The following is a 15,909-nucleotide window of genomic DNA, read 5'->3' as shown; positions in this document are numbered from 1 at the left end:
TGAACAGTCCTCAGAGGTGGGCGTAGACGTCGTCGAGCGAGATGCCCTTCGCGAGCATGAGGACCTGCAGGTGGTAGAGGAGCTGGCTGATCTCCTCGGCGGCCTCGTCGTTCGACTGGTACTCGGCAGCCATCCACACCTCGGCCGCCTCCTCGACGATCTTCTTGCCGATCGCGTGGACGCCGGCGTCGAGCTGCGCCACGGTGCCCGAACCCTCGGGTCGCGTCTGCGCCTTCTCGGCCAGCTCGGCATACAGCTGCTCAAAGCTCTTCACGGTGCCACAGCCTACGGGCCGCGCAGCCGTGTCCCGGACGGTGCTCACGTCGTGGCGACGCCGCGCAGGGCGACGACGGTCGCCACGGCCGCGGACGCGGCCTCGTGGCCCTTGTCCTCGGCGGAACCGGGGAGCCCGGCGCGGTCGAGCGCCTGGGCCTCGTCGTCGCACGTGAGCACGCCGAAGCCGATCGGCGTGCTCGTGCGCACCGAGACGTCGGTGATGCCGACCGTCGCGGCCTGGCAGACGTAGTCGAAGTGCGGGGTGCCGCCGCGGATGACGACCCCGAGCGCGACGAGCGCGTCGTAGCGCTCGGCGAGGGTCGCGCACGCGACCGGCAGCTCGAACGTCCCGGGCACGCGGACGACGTCGACGTGCGTGACCCCGGCGTCGGCGAGGCCACGACGCGCGCCGTCGAGGAGGCCGTCCATGACCTGGTCGTGCCAGCTCGCCGCGACGACGGCGACCCGCAGCCCGGTGCCGTCGGTGCTGATGGTGGGGGCGCCGTCCTTCATGCCGTCTCCTTGCCGTGCCGGTCGCTGGGGACCGGGATGTCGTGGCCCATGCGCTCGCGCTTGGTCGTGAGGTACTGCTCGTTGTCCGCGCCCATCGGTCCGTGGAGCCTCTCGACGGCGACGACGTCGAGCCCGAGCTGGCGCAGCGCCGAGACCTTGTTGGGGTTGTTCGTCAGGAGCACGACCTGCGTCGCACCGAGGTCGTGCAGGATCGCGGCACCGGCGGCGTACTCCCGCGCGTCGACGGGCAGGCCGAGGGCCGTCTGCGCATCGACGGTGTCCGCGCCGGCGTCCTGCTGGGAGTACGCACGGAGCTTGTCGACGAGCCCGACCCCCCGGCCCTCGTGACCACCGAGGTACACGACGACGCCGCCGTCGCGCCCGACGCGCGCGAGGGAGGCCTGGAGCTGGGGGCCGCAGTCGCAGCGCAGCGACCCGAATGCGTCGCCGGTCAGGCACTCGGAGTGCAGGCGCGTGACGACGGGCCCGCTGCGGCCGCGGCCCTGCAGCCCGCGCGGGCTGACCAGGGCGACGTGCTCGTCGCCCGTCAGGGTGTCGCGGTAGCCGTGGGCCGTGAACGTGCCGTGCACCGTCGGGATGCGGGTGGTCGCGAGGCGCTCGACCCGGTCGAGGCGCTGCCGGTGGTCGATGAGCTGCTCGATGGTGATGACGGGCAGTCCGAACTCGCGGCCGAGCCCGACCACCGCGTCGAAGCGCATCATCGTCCCGTCGTCGTGGACGAGCTCACCGATGACGCCGACCGGCGAGAGGCCCGCGAGCCGGGTCAGGTCGACCGCCGCCTCGGTGTGACCCGGACGGGTCAGCACGCCTCCGTGCCGGGCGCGCAGCGGCAGGATGTGTCCCGGCCGGATGAGGTCGGCGGCCACCGAGTCGACGTCGGCGAGCACCCGGACGGTGTGCAGGCGGTCCGCCGCGCTGATGCCCGTGGTGACCCCCGACGCGGCATCGACGGACACCGTGTAGGCGGTCCGCAGCGGGTCGCGGTTCTCGGCGACCATGAGCGGCAGCTCGAGCCGGTCGGCGATCTCGTCGGGCATCGGCGCGCAGAGGTAGCCGGACGAGTGGCGGATGGTCCATGCCATCCAGTCCTCGGTGGCGGTCTCCGCCGCGAGGACCAGGTCGCCCTCGTTCTCGCGGTCCTCGTCGTCGAGGACGAGGACGGGACGGCCCGCCTGCAGCGCTTCGAGGGCCTCCTCGACGGTGGAGAGGGTGGTCATGACTCGACCTCCTGCCGGTCGGTCCGTCGGTCGGTCTGTCGGTGGCTGAGCAGTCGCTCGACGTACTTCGCGATGACGTCGACCTCGAGGTTGACGACGTCGCCGACCCCCTTGTGCCCGAGGGTCGTCAGGTCGAGCGTCGTGGGGATGAGCGAGACACCGAACGCGTCGTCGCCGACGTGGGCGACGGTGAGGGAGACCCCGTCCACGGTGATCGAGCCCTTCTCGACCACGTATGCCGCGAGGACCGGCGGGAGCGTGAAGTCGACCGTCTCCCAGCGGTCCCCGGGCGTTCGCGCCGTGATGGTGGCAGTCCCGTCGACGTGGCCCTGGACGACGTGACCACCGAAGCGGCCGTCGGCCGGCATGGCGCGCTCGAGGTTGACGCGGTCGCCGGTCGCCAGGGCCCCGAGACTGCTGCGGGCGAGGGTCTCGGCCATGACGTCGACCGTGAAGCCAGAGGCGTCGTGCTCGGTCACGGTGAGGCAGACGCCGTTGACGGAGATGGAGGCGCCGTGGGTGGCGTCGCTGACGACGAGGGGGCCGTCGATGCGCAGCACGGCCGAGTCGGCGCCGTGCTCGATGGCGGCGACGGTGCCGAGCTCCTCGACGATTCCGGTGAACATGTCTGTCTCCTCAGGGTTCTGCGTGCACTGGCGGGTGGGCGCCGGCGTGGATGCGGACGTCTCCGCCGACCACCGTCACGTCGACGAGATCGAGGCGTCGGACGTCCGCGATGGAGGTGATGCCCAGGTCGGCCACGGCAGCCCGGCCCGAGCCGAGCAGCGCCGGGGCCACGTAGGCGTAGACGTCGTCGACGAGACCTGCGCGCAGGAACGCCGCGGCGAGCGTGGGGCCCCCCTCGAGCCAGACGTCACGGATCCCGTCGTGCCACAAGCGGTCCAGCGCCTCCCTCGGGTCGCGGGTGGCCAGGTGCAGCACCTCCCCCGGAGCCTCGTGGAGGCGCGCTCCGGCTGGAGGTCGACGCTCCCCCATGACGACGCGAAGGGGCTGCTGCGGCGCAAGCCCGCCACCCGGCATGCGCCGCACGGTCAGACGGGGGTCGTCGGCGAGCACGGTGCCCGTGCCGACGAGGACGGCGTCGCGCGTCGCGCGCAGCCCGTGGACGTCGGCTCGCGCCGCCTCCCCCGTGATCCACTGGCTGCTGCCGTCGGCCGCCGCGCTCCTGCCGTCGAGGGTCGTGGCGAGCTTCCACGTGACGAGCGGTCGGCCGAGGGCCACGCAGCGAGCCCACCGGTCGTTGAGGGCGGCCGCCTCGTCGGCGAGCACGCCTCCGGTCACGTGGATGCCGGCGGCGTGCAGCACCTCGGCGCCTCCCGCCGCATTCGGGTTGGGGTCCGACTGCGCGAAGACGACCCGCGACACGCCGGCCTCGACGAGCGCCTCGGCGCACGGTCCGGTGCGGCCCGTGTGCGAGCACGGCTCGAGGGTCACGTAGGCGGTCGCCCCCCGTGCAGCAGCACCGGCCGCGTGCAGGGCCTCGATCTCAGCGTGCGGCGTGCCGGCGCCGTGGTGGTGCCCCTCCCCGACGACCACGCCGTCGGGAGCCACGATGACGCAGCCGACCCGCGGGTTGGGGTCGGGCCACGGCCCGGACGCGGCGAGCCGGAGAGCTCGTCGCATCCACGCCGGGGCAGCCGTGTCACCCATGGGTCAGCTCGACGTCCCGGTCAGCTGCGGCTCGAGGTCGGGCTTGCTGACCCGCGAGACCTTGACCCACTGGGTGAAGCCGTAGATGACGAAGAGGCCGTAGAAGGTGTAGAGCACGCCGGTCGGCACGTAGTCGGTGGCGAAGGCGAACGGCACGCCGACGAGGTCGACAGCGATCCAGGCCAGCCAGAACTCGTTCCAGCCGCGCGCCATCGCGTACGTCGCGACGATCGAGCCGACGAAGATCCAGGCGTCGCACCAGTAGAACCACCACTCGGGCGTGAAGAACGGGTTCGGCGAGAGGTTCCACAGCCAGACGAAGGCCTGGTGCACGACGACCGTGCCGACGAGCCAGAAGACGACGACGGCGACGCGCTCGCGGCTCGTGGCCCAGCGGGGCGTGATCGCCACGCCGCTCGCGTCGTCCGCGTGGTTGAGCCTGCGGACCTGCGACCAGCGCCACCAGCCGTAGATGCTCGTGATGATGAAGAAGACCTGCCGCCCGGCCTGACCGAAGAGCGGGATGCGCTCGTCGGCCCCGAAGACGGCACCCAGGTAGACGAAGAACAGCATGATGTTCGCGAGGATCCCCACCGGCCACGCCCAGACCCACCGGCGCATGCCGAGGTAGGCGGAGGCAAGCCCGATGAGGACGCCGATCAGCTCGAGCCAGTGCAGCTGGTACGGCCCGATCGGGATGGTGGCGTCGATGGCCTGTTGGAAGACGTTCTTCGTCTCGTCGGCCAGAGCAAGAGCCTGCATGTGGTGTTCGTCCTTGGTCGTTCGTCGTGGCACGGACGAACTCCGGGGTGACTCCACACGCCCACGTGGTCCGGACCCGGACGGACGATGCCGACGGCCCAGGCCACGACGGCCTGTTTCGTGCTGCCTCCCATCCGGACTTTCACCGTCGGTCCCGGAATTTCACCAGGTCAACCGGCCGCTGGATGCGGTCGGGTCGCGGACTGTCACCGCCGGCTCGGAATTACACCGACCCCGGAGCACGTAGAGCCAGTATGCACCCGCGTCCGTCGGCCGCGCACGCCGCGACCGCGTGACGGGCGCCACGACAGCCAGGGTCACCGTCCGTGGGACGCCGCGTCCCCGTTCCGCGCTGCCGGCCCCGCTGGAGCGACAGGTGGACGGTAGCCGGGTCTCCGGGGTCGACGAGGGCGTACCGGGACCACGCGGGATCCGTGGGCGAGGATCCTGGCTCGTGTCGAAAACACCCGTCGCCGTTCGTGTAGTAGGCATGACGCGGACAACAGGGTCCGCCGCAACCGAAGGAGCCCGTCGTGGCCGAGTACCTCCTCTACTTCAACCAGCAGTGGGTGGGTGACCACTCCGAGGAGTGGTTCCGCGGTCGCGGACCGCTCGCGATGGCGGTCGTCAACGAGATGAAGGCCGCCGGCGTGTACGTCTTCGCCGGGGGTCTCGAGGAGGAGGACGGTCCCGTCTACCACGCCGACCCCACCAGCGGCAGCGTGATGATCACCGACGGACCGTACGTCGAGACCAAGGAGTTCCTCGGTGGCTTCGCCATCGTGAAGGTGCCCGACGACGAGACGGCGAAGATGTGGGCAGGTCGGATCGCCGAGGCGTGTGGCTGGGCGCACGAGGTCCGGCGCTTCAAGCCGCAGCCGAAGGTCGACTGACCGCGGCGGGTCGCCGCGGCCGTCGGGTCAGTGCCGGTGCGTGAGAGCCAGCGCGCGGAGCTCGTCCACGGCGACCGCGGCGTCCTCGGCGCCGTACACCGCTGAGCCGGCGACGAACACGTCGGCGCCCGCCTCGGCGCACTGCTCGATGGTGTCGGCGCTGACGCCGCCGTCGACCTGGATCCAGATCTCGCCGCCGTGGCGGCGCACCGCCTCGCGCACCTGGCGGACCTTGGGCATCTGGTCGGCCATGAAGGACTGCCCTCCGAAGCCGGGCTCGACCGTCATCACGAGGACCATGTCGAGGTCCGGCAGCAGGTCCTCGTAGGGCGCGAACGACGTTCCGGGCTTGAGCGCCATCGACGCTCGAGCACCCGCGGCGCGCAGGGTCCGCGCCAGCGCGCGCGGGTCGCGTGCCGCCTCGACGTGGAAGGTCACCGACTGGCACCCCGCCTCGGCGTAGGCCGGCGCCCACCGGTCGGGGTCCTCGATCATGAGGTGGGCGTCGATGGGGATCGGGCTGACCGCGAGCAGGGCCTCGACGACGGGCAGCCCGAGGGTGAGGTTCGGCACGAAGTGGGCGTCCATGACGTCGACGTGCGCCCAGTCGGCGTTCGAGATGCGCCCGAGCTCCGCCGCGAGGTTGGCGAAGTCGGCGGACAGGATGCTCGGTGAGATCTGCACGCGCACAGCCTAGGGGCCGCGTGGCAGGCCTCAGGCAACGCCCTTGGTCCACACCGAGACGTGCGACTCCGACTCCGCCGTGAAGGCGGTGCGGTCCCAGTCCGCCCAGCGGTGCGTCAGGGTCAGGCCCGCGATGCGCGCCATGAGGTCGAGCTCCGACGGCCACACGTGACGGTGCGTCGAGGCGGCATACCTCGCCAGCTCCCGACCCTGGGCATCCTGCTGGCCCTCCCGGACGTAGTGGTGCGAGACCGACAGCTGCGACACGACGTCGACGGTGTCGAAGCCGACGTGGCGCCTCCCGACGTGGAAGGGCACGGCAGTCTGGCCCGGCGGCATGCGGCGCAGCTGCGGCACGAAGACCTCGACGACGAAACACCCTCCGGCGGCAAGCTGTTCGGCGACCGTGCGGAAGCACTCGACCTGCTCGTCCTGGGTCAGCAGGTTCGTGATGGTGTTGTAGACGAGGTACGCGAGGCGGTAGCCACTGCCCACCCGGGTGGTCGCCATGTCACCGATCGTCACGTCCAACCGGTCACCACCCGGCTTGCGTCGCAGCTCGGCCACCATCGCCTCCGAGACGTCGACGCCCTGCACCTCGACGCCGCGCTCCGCCAGGGGCAGCGCGACCCGCCCGGTGCCGATGGCGAGCTCGAGCGCCGGACCCTTGCCGGCGAGCTCGTGGAGCACGTCGACGGTCGGGCCGAGGACGGCCGGCTCGAACATGTGGGCCGACCCCGCGTCGTACGTCGGAGCCACCCTCTCGTCGAAGGGGCTGGGCTCGAGGTCGTCGGTCGCGTATGCCGTCACGGCCCCACCCTGCCCACGGCCGGGTCCCGCGCGCGACCGGTTTTCGGGCCTCTACCGCTTGCGCAGCAGGGCGAAGAACATGGCGTCGGTGCCGTGGACGTGCGGCCAGAGCTGGACGTAGGGTCCGTCGCCGAGACCCGGCAGCTCGCGTCCGGTGGCATCGACGAAGAGCGGGCGCACGTCGACGAGCTCGACGTCGTCGCGTCGCTTGAGGATGTCGGTGACGACGAAGCGCGTCTCGTTGAGGTGCGGGCTGCACGTCGCGTAACCGACGAGTCCTCCGGTCGCGGTGGCCTCGATGCCGGACTCGAGCAGCTCGCGCTGGAGCCCGGCCAGGGCCGCCACGTCGCCGGGTCCGCGCCGCCAGCGCGCCTCGGGTCGGCGTCGCAGTGCTCCGAGACCCGTGCACGGGGCGTCGATGAGGACGCGGCTGAAGCCGCCGGGTTCGAGGTCACCGAGCTCCCGGCCGTCCCCGTGTCGCACCTTGAGGCTCGTGTCCAGCTCGCGCGCCTCGGCGCGGGCCGCGGCCAGGGTCTGCCACACGAGGTCGGCGCGGTGCTCGCTGATCTCGTTGGCCACGAAGGGGATCCGTCGCTCGATGGCAAGCGCTGCGAGCAGTCCCGCCTTGCCGCCCGGGCCCGCGCAGAGGTCGAGCCACCGCTCGTGCTCGGCGGCCTCACCCTCGGTGGCGGCGGCCGCGAGGGCGAGGACCAGCAGCTGCGAGCCCTCGTCCTGCACCGCTGCCCGTCCGTCGCGCACGGCCGAGATGGCTCCCGGGTCGCCCTCAGGCAGCGTCGCGCCCACGGGGCTGAGTCCGGAGCGCTCCGCGCCGGCGTCCTCGAGCTCGTCGAGCGAGGCCAGGCCGGGTCGCGCGACGAGCGAGACCTTGGCGGCGGCGTTGTCGCTCTCGAGCAGCGCGGTCAGCGACTCCTCGACGTCGTCCGGGCCTGCGGCGCCGTGCCCGATGAGGGCCGCTCGGAGGGCCTTGGCGATCCACGCGGGGTGCGACGTGCGCAGCGCGAGGCGCTCGACGGGGTCGACGACGTCCTGGGTGACCACGTCGATCCACTCGTCGCGATCGCGCTCGCTGATGCGCCGCATGACGGCGTTGACGAAGCCGGCCGCCCCGGCCCCGTTCACCTGCCGGGCCAGGGCCACGGTCTCGTCGACGGCGGCGTGGCTGGGCACGCGCATCCCGAGCAGCTGGTGCGCACCGAGCCGCAGGGTGTCGAGCACGTTGGCGTCGATCCTGTCGACGGGGCGACCCGCGGCGGACGCGATGATCGCGTCGTACAGGCCGGAGAGGCGCGTCGCCCCGTAGACGAGCTCGGTGGCGAAGCCGGCGTCCCGTCCGCTGATCCGCTTGTCGCGCAACAGCTTCGGCAGCGTGAGGTTGGCGTAGGCGCCGTCGGCGACCTCACGCATCGCCGTGTAGGCGGCGAGCCTCGGCGCATCCGTGCGCCGGGCCCGCTCCGACGGCCGCTGCTCCGAGCGGTGTCCGGCGGAGCGCTCGCGCGCCTGCGGCCGCTGGCGTTCTCCCCGTCGCCCGTCGCCCGATCCACCGCCGCCGCGTCGCTCGTCACTCATCGCCGACCCCTTCCCCCACCTCGATGCGCGTGCCTCGGGCCCAGTCGGCGGCCGCCATCGGCTTCTTGCCGTGCGCCTGCACCGTGCCCAGACGGACCGGGCCGGTGCCCGTGCCGACGAAGACGGCCCGCTTCGTCACGAGGAGCGTGCCGGCTCCGAGTGCCTCGGCGCCGGGGACCTCGGCGGCGTCGGCGGGGCGCACGGGCGAGACCTTGAGCCGCTCGCCGCGGAAGGTCGTCCACGCCCCCGGCGCCGGCGTGCAGCCGCGCACGAGCCGGTCGACCGCGGTCGCCGGACGCGTCCACACGATCCGGGCGTCGTCGACCTCGATCTTCGGCGCGAGCGACACCCCCTCGCTCGGCTGCGGCACGGCGACGAGGTCGCCGGACTCGAGCCCGTCCAGGGTCGCGACGAGCAGGCCGGCCCCTGCGGTCGACAGTCGACCCAGCACGTCGCCGGCGGTGTCGGTGGGCCGGATCGTCTCGGTCATGACGCCGAGGACCGGGCCGGTGTCGAGACCACGCTCGATGACGAACGTCGACGCACCGGTCACCTCGTCGCCCGCCATGATCGCGTGCTGGACCGGTGCCGCGCCACGCCAGGCGGGCAGGAGCGAGAAGTGCAGGTTGATCCAGCCGAGACGTGGGACGGCGAGGGCGTCGGGTGGGATGAGGTTGCCGTAGGCCACGACCGGGCACGCATCGGGCGCGAGCGCCGTGAGGGCGTCGATGAAGTCGGGATCCTTGACGCGGGTGGGGGTGAGCACCGGAATCCCGAGCTCCTCGGCCCGACGACGGACCGGCGAGGCCTCGAGCCGCCGTCCTCGGCCCGAGGGGGCGTCGGGGCGGGTGACGACGCCGACGAGCTCGTGGCTCGACGACGCGACGGCATCGAGGCTCGGCACCGCCGCCTCGGGGGTGCCTGCGAAGACGACTCTCATGTCACATCGCCCGGCCGAAGGTCGAGTGAGGGCTGATGCGCACCTCGGGCGGGTCGTCGGCGAACCACTCCGCCGCGCGGATGGCCCGCATCGCCTCACGGCGCGCCTCGGGGTCGAGCCGGTCGAGGAAGAGGATGCCGTCGAGGTGGTCGGTCTCGTGCTGGACGCAGCGGGCGAGCAGCTGCGTGCCCTCGAGCACGACGGGCTCGCCCCACATGTTCTGCCCCTTGGCCACGACCGACAGGGCCCGCTTGGTGTCGAACGCCAGGCCGGGGATCGAGAGGCACCCCTCGGGACCGTCCTGCTCGTCGTCGGAGAGGTCGAGGACGGGGTTGACGAGGTGGCCGAGCACGCCGTCGACCCAGTAGGTGAACACGCGGAGGCCGACACCGATCTGAGGGGCCGCGAGGCCGGCGCCGGGGGCGTCGAGCATCGTGTCCTCGAGGTCCTTGACGAGCACGCGCAGCTGCTTGTCGAAGTCGGTGACCTCGGCGGCGGCGGTCCGCAGGACCGGGTCACCGAAGAGTCGGATGTCCTTGATCGACACAGGTCTCCAGGGGTCGGGAAGGCGTGGGGCGCCGCCAGTCTAGGACCGCCGCGGCTCGTCGGCCTCGGCGCCGGCCGCTGCGCCGGTCACGTCGCGGGTCACGTCGCGGGTTGCGGCGCCTGCCACGGACCCGGCCGCGGACGGGTCCTCGCTGCTGCGCCCCAGCTCACGGACCGATCGCGACAGCAGCGCGGAGAGGGAGATGACGACGTAGACCCCTGCGCTGACGAGCATCAGGACCTCGGTGTCGACCGTCGTCGCGAGCCACCCGTAGAGGAATGTCCCGATGGGGATGGCGACGAACGACCCCAGCGCGTCGTAGCTCGACACCCGCGAGAGCACCGAGACGGGGACGTGCTCGTGCAGGGCCGTGCTCCACCCGACGCCGAAGACCTCGACGGCCGCGCCGGCGAGGAAGAAGCCGATGGCGACGGGCACGATCGCCGGTGCGAGGCCGAGGAGCACCATCGGGACGGCGAGCACGCAGATGGCGAGCATCCCGGCGCGCAGCGGTCGCCGCAGCTGCAACCGCAGCATGACGAGGGTCATCAGGACGGTGCCGGTCGCCTCGGCGCTGAGCACGAGGCCCCAGCCGGCCTCTCCGATGGACGCGGTCGAGCTCGCGATGAGCGGGCCGAGCACGCCGAGGACACCGGCGTGGATGGCGTTGGTCAGCCCGAAGGCGAGCACGATGACCCAGAGCCACTCGCGCCGGGTGAACTCGCTCCATCCCTCCCGCAGCTCGCGCACCATCGAGTGGTGCGCCCGGCCTTCCTCCTGGGACCGCCGGGGCAACCCGACGCGCGTCAGGCAGACGATGGCGACGGCATACGTCAGGGCATCGACGGCGAGCGCCCACCCGGGTCCGACGCCGACGACGAGCAGGCCGGCGACCGCGGGTCCGATGATGGACAGGCCGCTCCGGCTGAACGACAGCAGCGCGTTGGCCTGCTGGAGCCGCGACCGGTCGACGACCAGCGGGACGATGCCCATCATCGCGGGCATCGTGAACGCCGACACCGCGCCGTTGACGCCCTCGAGAACGGTCAGCTGGGTCAGCGTCGCGTCCCCGCTGATGATGAGGTAGGCCGCGAGCGCCTGGGTCAGGCACGTGAGCACGTGCGAGACCTGGAGCACGACGATCCGCGAGAAGCGGTCGGCGATGACGCCACCGACGAGGAGGAAGACGACCATCATCAGGGTCCGCACGCCGAGCACCTGGGCGAGGGCCGCGGCCGACTGGTCGATGTGCAGGACGGCGAACGCGAGGGCGACCGGCACCATGACCGAGCCTGCGGTCGAGACCGTGCGGGCCGTGAAGTACCACGCGAAGCGCCGGTCGGACAGCACCCCGAACGACGCCTGGACCTTCATGACGCCTCCTTCCCGTCCCGGAGCCTGAAGGCAGCGACGGACAGGGCGGCCCGTACGGTGCCCTCGGTCCGTGGCGGGCGGGCCGAGGCATGCAGCAGGGCGCTCGCCTCGTCGACGAGCGCCGTGACCTTCTCCCAGACCTCCGGCTCGACCCACAGGTCGGCGTCGGTGAAACGGCCGCGCGCGCCGGGAGCGCGCTCGAGGAAGCGCCGGGGGATCATGTCGGCGAGCACCCGGACGTAGGCGAGCCGGTCCTCGTCACGCGTGGCCTGCGGGCGCACGACCGGCGCGTCCCAGGGGTGGCGGTACTTCTTGGCCCTGCCTCCGCGCACCGTCTCCTCCCCCGCGACCTCGAGCAGGCCGGCGGCGTGGAGCAGGCGCAGGTGGTAGCTGGCGTTGGCCTGCGTGACGTCGAGCTCGCGCGCGACCTCGGCGGCGCTCAGCTCCGCGCCGGTCAGCAGCGAGAGCATCTGCAGTCGCAGCGGATGGGCCGTGGCGCGGAGCTCGGTGATCCGCTCTTCCTCCAAAGACATGTTGGGGAGTATGCCGCCCAACACCGCCAACCGTCAAGCATTCCTTTGGAGGTCGTTCCCCCAAAGTTGGGAGTCGTCAGCCCTGGCCGTAGGCGAGGTGCACGACGCCGCTGTCGTAGGCCTCGGTCTCGAGCAGGCGCAGCCCCGACACGGACTCGTCGGTGAAGAGCCGCTCCCCCGTGCCGAGCACGACGGGGAAGACGAAGAGGTGCAAGCCGTCGACGAGCCCGTCGCGGAGCAGGGCCCGGACGAGCGTGCCGCTGCCACTGACGTAGAGCGAGCCGTCCACCTCGTCCCGCAGGCCGCGGATCGCGTCCGCGTCGTACGGGCCGAGGACGCGGGAGTTGTTCCAATCCGGATCACGCAACGTCGAGGAGACGACGTTCTTGCGGGCCCCGTTGAAGAAGGACGCGCCTGGGTCGTCGTCGTCGCTGCGGGCCGACCAGGCGGGCGCGAACATCTCGTACGTCCGGCGCCCGAGGAGCAGCTCGGAGCCCGGACCGGTGAGGCGAGCGATCGCCTCGCCCATCTTCGGGTCGAAGGGGAACTCGGCCGTCCAGCTCGGGCTCTCGTACACCCCGTCGAGCGAGATGAACTCGTGAACCTCGATGCGTCCCATGTGGTGCCTCCTGTCAGTGGTGGGTGGTCGGTGTTCAGTGGTTGGGTCGGTCGTCGCGTTCTACGTCGAAGGTGAAGCCCTGGGTCCGAAGCCGCTCGACGAGGACCTCGCCGAGGGCCGTGGCGGGCGTGCAGACTCCGGCCCGGCGCGGCAGGCCGTCGTCGAGCGCCAGGGCGAGAGCGGTCTGGCCCAGCATGACCGCCGTGCCGCCGTAGCCCGGGTCGTAGTCGGCGCCGACCCGCGTGCGGTAGTGCGCGCCCGTCGTCGTCGTGGAACGGATCTCGAGGCGGAAGCGCCCGGCGGCCTGGTCCTCGGGGCTCGGGCCCTCGCCGGGCTGGGGCAGGAAGCGGTCGATGACGGCTCGCGTCGGGCGGAACGCCATACCGGCCACGACCCCGCCGAGCCCGACCGCCATCCCGCCGGCCAGGACCGGCGACATGGGGCTCGAGCCGAAGTCGGTCGCCTCGCGGTAGCGCAGGTCGCGACCGTAGGACCAGTCGGTCAGGGTGTTCGACAGTCGCACGATCCGGGTGTTGAACGACGCCATGACGAACGGCCCGGTCCATCGTCCCGTCGACGGGTCGCGGTCGACGGGCACGAGCCGGCGCAGCCGGCCGAGGACACCGCTGGCCGGGGGACGACCCGAGGACGGCTCCTCCGAGCGTCGGGGGCTCAACGCGTACGAGTCGCCGAGCACGCGACGGGCGTCGGCGTCGGCACGAGCCGTGATCGCCTGCTGGCGGACGGAGTCGATGGTGCCGCCCGAAAAGCCACCCCTGAGGGACCGGACGAGCAGCGTCGTCTCGGCGAGCGTGCCCTCACCGTCCGCGGCCACGCGCTGGGCCGTCGTCAGGACGCCGAGGTCGGAGGGGATGGCGTCGAAACCGCACGCGTGCACGATGGCGGCGCCGGTCTCGCGGGCCCGGGCGTCCAGCTCGTCGAGGGACCAGCGCACGAAGAGCACCTCACCGGTGAGGTCGGCGTAGTGCGTCCCCGACTCGGCGCAGGCCCGCGCCACCTCCTTGCCGTACGCCGCGTACGGGCCGACGGTCGTGGCGAGCACGCGCGTGCGCCCGGCGAGGGCGCGGAGGGCAGGAGCGTCCGTCGCGTCCACCGCCACGAGCTCCCAGGACGCCGCGGGCCGGCCGAGCTCGATGCGCAGCGCCTCGAGCTTGGGACGCGACCTGCCCGCCAGGGCGATCCGGACGTCGGGCCCCGCGTGGGCGGCGAGGTGGGCGGCGGTCAGTGCCCCCACGAAACCGGTGGCGCCGTACAGGACGATGTCGAGCTCGCGTTCGGGCATGCCGTCACTCTGTCACGGCGTCGTGCCCGTGGCGCCGCCGAGGCGCCGCCGCGACGCCGCCGCGACGCCAGCGAGATGCGACCGAAACGCGACCGGAGACGCGACGGCGGATCAGAACGTGTCGAGCGGGTCGACCCGCACGGCCACGACGTCCGTCTCCTTGCGAGCCGAACGGAAGGCCTTCAGCGCCAGCAGGGCTCGGGTCAGCGACTGGGTCTCGGAGGCGGGCACGCGGACGAGCACGTGGTGGTCGGCGACCGCACGCTCGGGTTCCCCGTCGGCCGGGGCACGCCGGGGAGGGGCACCCGCGTGCGAGAGCCGGACGGGGCCGAGCACCTGGGCGACGTCGGGCAGGTCGGCCTGCCCGAGCGCCTCCTCGAGCGGGCGCCGGCCACCGGTCAGCTGGGCCACGCGCACGGCCGGCGGAAGGCCGAGCTCACGCCGCTCCGCCAGCTCGCGGGCCGCGAGCCACGCGGGGTCCCACCGCACGAGCGCCTCGACGGCCGGCAGGGCCACGGCCTCCGGGGCGCCGCTCAGGACCACGGCACGTCCCTCGCGGGCCAGCGCCGCCGCAGCCATCCACCTTCGGACGGCCTCGAGCGGCGCGTCGAGCACGGGCAGGTCGAGGCTCGCCCACGCATCGAGCAGCAGCACGGCGGTGTAGCCGCCGTCGGCGACCGGCTCCGCTCCCGGCGTCGCGATGACGAGGGACGGCTCGCTCCCGACGGTCGCGAGCACCTCCCCGGAGCCGGACGTGTGGACCGGGAAGCCGGGGAAGGCGCGCCCGATCTCCTCTGCCGTGCGCCGGGCGCCCGTGATCGAGGAACGCAGCCGACGTGAGCCGCAGTGGCCGCACTCGAAGCCGTGGTCGCTCAGCGCCAGGCCGCACCACCGGCAGGCCGGGGCCGTCCCCGGGGCGCCGAGGGCGACCGGCCCCTGGCAGCGGACGCACCGCACCGGAGTGCGGCACTCGGCGCAGCTGAGGGACGGGAGGTAGCCGCGCCGCGGCACCTGGACGAGCACCGGGCCGTCGACGAGGGCGTCCTTGGCGACGCGCCAGGCACGTGAGGGCAGATGGGCCCGGGCCGCCGGCCCGTCGCGCTCCTCGTCGACCCCCTCGCCCGCGATGGTGACGCGGGGCGCGGCGGCCCGAACGGTCGGGACGTCGGCCTCGACGGGCACGAGCTCGCCCGCCTCGACGGCCACCTGGACACGCAGGCTCCGCCCGAACCCTCCGGTGAGCAGGGCGGCGCCGGTCGCGGACGCCCTCAGCCCGAGCACGACCCCCACGTGGTGGTAGGGCGCCCGCGGCTCGGCGAGCAGGTCGTCGCCGTCGTCCCACCACGCGACGAGGCCGAGCTCGCGGACGGGGGCGAAGGCCGCGGCGCGCGTCCCGATGACGACCCGGACGTGACCGCGGAGGACCTTGAGCCACGCGGTGTAGCGCGCCTGCGGGCCCTGGTCGGAGGTCAGGCGCACGTGGCGCCCCTTGCCGAGCACGGCGGTCAGGGCGACGTCGAGCCGGTCGACGTCGCGGTGGTCGGGCACGACGACGAGCGCGCCCCGGCCCGCGGCCAGCGCCGTGGCCACGGCGACGGCGAGGGCGGCGGGCCAGTCCGCGTCTCCCGTGCGCCCCGGCAAGGCGGACCACGCCGCAGCGGGACCCTCCCCGGACGCGACCCGACGCAGCCAGGCCGGACCGGCAGGGTAGGCCGCCCACGACCCCGCGTCGGGTGCTGCGAGCTCCTCCTGGGGCGGGCACTCCATGGCCAGGTTGCGCTCGGCCGTGGCGTGGCGCTTGGGCACCGCGAGGCGCAGGACGTCGCTCAGGGTGCCGGCATACCGGTCCGCGACGGCCCGGCAGAGAGCGAGGACCTCGGGAGTCAGCACCGGCTCGGGGCTGACGACCCGGCGCAGCGGCGTCAGCCGGCCGTCGTGCTGCGGCTGGTCACGGCGCTCGACGACGAAGCCGTCGAGCTCACGACCCGAGAAGCGCACCCGGACGCGCGCGCCGGGCACGGCGTCGGCGTCGAGCTCCGCGGGCACGGCGTACTCGAAGACGCGGTCGAGGTGCGCGAGCGGGGTCTCGACGACGACGGCAGCGACCGGCCGTCCGGCCGGTCGCTGCTTGGTCTCGTCGTCGCCCACGGGGGCGAATC

The 15,909-nt window shown here is 73.1% G+C and carries 17 protein-coding genes and 1 riboswitch; of the genes, 1 reads left to right on the top strand and 16 read right to left on the bottom strand.

Annotated elements, in window-relative coordinates; all coding sequences use genetic code 11:
* Positions 1-10: 10 nt before the first annotated feature.
* The 6 genes from NR112_RS15170 to pnuC are packed head-to-tail and all read right to left on the bottom strand — an operon-like array spanning position 11 to position 4,460.
* Positions 11-274: a phosphoribosyl-ATP diphosphatase gene (locus NR112_RS15170; protein WP_256795144.1), complete on the bottom strand. Its 264-nt coding sequence runs from the start codon at positions 272-274 to the stop codon at positions 11-13.
* 44 nt (positions 275-318) lie between these two features.
* Positions 319-789 carry a 6,7-dimethyl-8-ribityllumazine synthase gene (gene ribH, locus NR112_RS15165; protein WP_256795143.1) on the bottom strand — a complete coding sequence of 157 codons (471 nt, stop codon included), beginning with the start codon at positions 787-789 and terminating at the stop codon, positions 319-321.
* The gene (ribB, locus tag NR112_RS15160; RefSeq protein WP_256795142.1) at positions 786-2,027 is read right to left on the bottom strand and encodes a 3,4-dihydroxy-2-butanone-4-phosphate synthase; all 1,242 of its coding nucleotides are present in this window, start codon (positions 2,025-2,027) and stop codon (positions 786-788) included. Before ribB ends, ribH begins: the two co-directional genes overlap by 4 nt.
* On the bottom strand, positions 2,024-2,653 hold the full coding sequence (locus tag NR112_RS15155; protein ID WP_256795141.1) for a riboflavin synthase: 630 nt from the start codon (positions 2,651-2,653) through the stop codon (positions 2,024-2,026). The genes ribB and NR112_RS15155 overlap by 4 nt, the downstream gene beginning before the upstream one ends.
* 10 nt (positions 2,654-2,663) lie before the next feature.
* Positions 2,664-3,698 carry a bifunctional diaminohydroxyphosphoribosylaminopyrimidine deaminase/5-amino-6-(5-phosphoribosylamino)uracil reductase RibD gene (gene ribD / locus NR112_RS15150; protein ID WP_256795140.1) on the bottom strand — a complete coding sequence of 345 codons (1,035 nt, stop codon included), beginning with the start codon at positions 3,696-3,698 and terminating at the stop codon, positions 2,664-2,666.
* 3 nt (positions 3,699-3,701) lie between these two features.
* The gene (gene pnuC, locus NR112_RS15145) at positions 3,702-4,460 is read right to left on the bottom strand and encodes a nicotinamide riboside transporter PnuC (protein ID WP_256795139.1); all 759 of its coding nucleotides are present in this window, start codon (positions 4,458-4,460) and stop codon (positions 3,702-3,704) included.
* Positions 4,461-4,576: 116 nt separating this feature from the next.
* Positions 4,577-4,707: riboswitch (FMN riboswitch) on the bottom strand.
* Between the two features lie 286 nt (positions 4,708-4,993).
* Between pnuC and NR112_RS15140 the strand changes: the two genes are divergently transcribed.
* Entirely contained in the window at positions 4,994-5,353 is a 360-nt protein-coding gene (locus NR112_RS15140; protein WP_256795138.1) for a YciI family protein, read from the top strand.
* A 27-nt stretch (positions 5,354-5,380) separates the two neighbouring features.
* Here the strand turns inward: NR112_RS15140 and rpe are convergent, their stop codons facing one another.
* The 10 genes from rpe to NR112_RS15090 form a co-directional block, all read right to left on the bottom strand.
* Positions 5,381-6,037 (bottom strand): ribulose-phosphate 3-epimerase, encoded by a 657-nt coding sequence (gene rpe / locus NR112_RS15135; RefSeq protein ID WP_256795137.1) that lies wholly within the window; start codon positions 6,035-6,037, stop codon positions 5,381-5,383.
* A gap of 30 nt (positions 6,038-6,067) precedes the next feature.
* The gene (locus NR112_RS15130) at positions 6,068-6,847 is read right to left on the bottom strand and encodes a class I SAM-dependent methyltransferase (protein ID WP_256795136.1); all 780 of its coding nucleotides are present in this window, start codon (positions 6,845-6,847) and stop codon (positions 6,068-6,070) included.
* A gap of 51 nt (positions 6,848-6,898) precedes the next feature.
* Complete coding sequence (locus NR112_RS15125) at positions 6,899-8,434, bottom strand: RsmB/NOP family class I SAM-dependent RNA methyltransferase (protein ID WP_256795135.1); 1,536 nt, start codon at positions 8,432-8,434, stop codon at positions 6,899-6,901.
* Positions 8,427-9,374: a methionyl-tRNA formyltransferase gene (gene fmt, locus NR112_RS15120; RefSeq protein ID WP_256795134.1), complete on the bottom strand. Its 948-nt coding sequence runs from the start codon at positions 9,372-9,374 to the stop codon at positions 8,427-8,429. The genes NR112_RS15125 and fmt overlap by 8 nt, the downstream gene beginning before the upstream one ends.
* A gap of 1 nt (position 9,375) precedes the next feature.
* Positions 9,376-9,921 (bottom strand): peptide deformylase, encoded by a 546-nt coding sequence (gene def / locus NR112_RS15115; RefSeq protein WP_256795133.1) that lies wholly within the window; start codon positions 9,919-9,921, stop codon positions 9,376-9,378.
* A gap of 39 nt (positions 9,922-9,960) precedes the next feature.
* Complete coding sequence (locus NR112_RS15110; RefSeq protein ID WP_256795132.1) at positions 9,961-11,295, bottom strand: MFS transporter; 1,335 nt, start codon at positions 11,293-11,295, stop codon at positions 9,961-9,963.
* The gene (locus tag NR112_RS15105) at positions 11,292-11,828 is read right to left on the bottom strand and encodes a transcriptional regulator (RefSeq protein ID WP_256795131.1); all 537 of its coding nucleotides are present in this window, start codon (positions 11,826-11,828) and stop codon (positions 11,292-11,294) included. The genes NR112_RS15110 and NR112_RS15105 overlap by 4 nt, the downstream gene beginning before the upstream one ends.
* 76 nt (positions 11,829-11,904) lie before the next feature.
* Positions 11,905-12,447 (bottom strand): dihydrofolate reductase family protein, encoded by a 543-nt coding sequence (locus NR112_RS15100; protein ID WP_256795130.1) that lies wholly within the window; start codon positions 12,445-12,447, stop codon positions 11,905-11,907.
* 34 nt (positions 12,448-12,481) lie between these two features.
* Positions 12,482-13,750, bottom strand: coding sequence for a trans-acting enoyl reductase family protein (locus NR112_RS15095; RefSeq protein WP_256795129.1), 1,269 nt, complete (start codon positions 13,748-13,750; stop codon positions 12,482-12,484).
* Positions 13,751-13,861: 111 nt separating this feature from the next.
* Positions 13,862-15,898, bottom strand: a complete 2,037-nt coding sequence (locus NR112_RS15090; RefSeq protein ID WP_256795128.1) for a primosomal protein N' — start codon at positions 15,896-15,898, stop codon at positions 13,862-13,864.
* Positions 15,899-15,909: the final 11 nt, after the last annotated feature.

It is taken from the genome of Terrabacter sp. Ter38, assembly GCF_024519435.1.
Taxonomy (GTDB): Bacteria; Actinomycetota; Actinomycetes; order Actinomycetales; family Dermatophilaceae; genus Terrabacter.
The sequence above is the reverse complement of the archived record's forward strand: the minus strand, read 5'-3'. Positions and strand labels throughout refer to the sequence as shown.

Bases quoted from the DNA above. Each gene is read 5' to 3' on its own strand.
- ribH (WP_256795143.1), bottom strand. From the start codon at position 789: ATGAAGGACGGCGCCCCCACCATCAGCACCGACGGCACCGGGCTGCGG.
- ribB (WP_256795142.1), bottom strand. From the start codon at position 2,027: ATGACCACCCTCTCCACCGTCGAGGAGGCCCTCGAAGCGCTGCAGGCG.
- NR112_RS15155 (WP_256795141.1), bottom strand. From the start codon at position 2,653: ATGTTCACCGGAATCGTCGAGGAGCTCGGCACCGTCGCCGCCATCGAG.
- ribD (WP_256795140.1), bottom strand. From the start codon at position 3,698: ATGGGTGACACGGCTGCCCCGGCGTGGATGCGACGAGCTCTCCGGCTC.
- pnuC (WP_256795139.1), bottom strand. From the start codon at position 4,460: ATGCAGGCTCTTGCTCTGGCCGACGAGACGAAGAACGTCTTCCAACAG.
- NR112_RS15125 (WP_256795135.1), bottom strand. From the start codon at position 8,434: ATGAGTGACGAGCGACGCGGCGGCGGTGGATCGGGCGACGGGCGACGG.
- fmt (WP_256795134.1), bottom strand. From the start codon at position 9,374: ATGAGAGTCGTCTTCGCAGGCACCCCCGAGGCGGCGGTGCCGAGCCTC.
- NR112_RS15110 (WP_256795132.1), bottom strand. From the start codon at position 11,295: ATGAAGGTCCAGGCGTCGTTCGGGGTGCTGTCCGACCGGCGCTTCGCG.
- NR112_RS15105 (WP_256795131.1), bottom strand. From the start codon at position 11,828: ATGTCTTTGGAGGAAGAGCGGATCACCGAGCTCCGCGCCACGGCCCAT.
- NR112_RS15100 (WP_256795130.1), bottom strand. From the start codon at position 12,447: ATGGGACGCATCGAGGTTCACGAGTTCATCTCGCTCGACGGGGTGTAC.
- NR112_RS15095 (WP_256795129.1), bottom strand. From the start codon at position 13,750: ATGCCCGAACGCGAGCTCGACATCGTCCTGTACGGCGCCACCGGTTTC.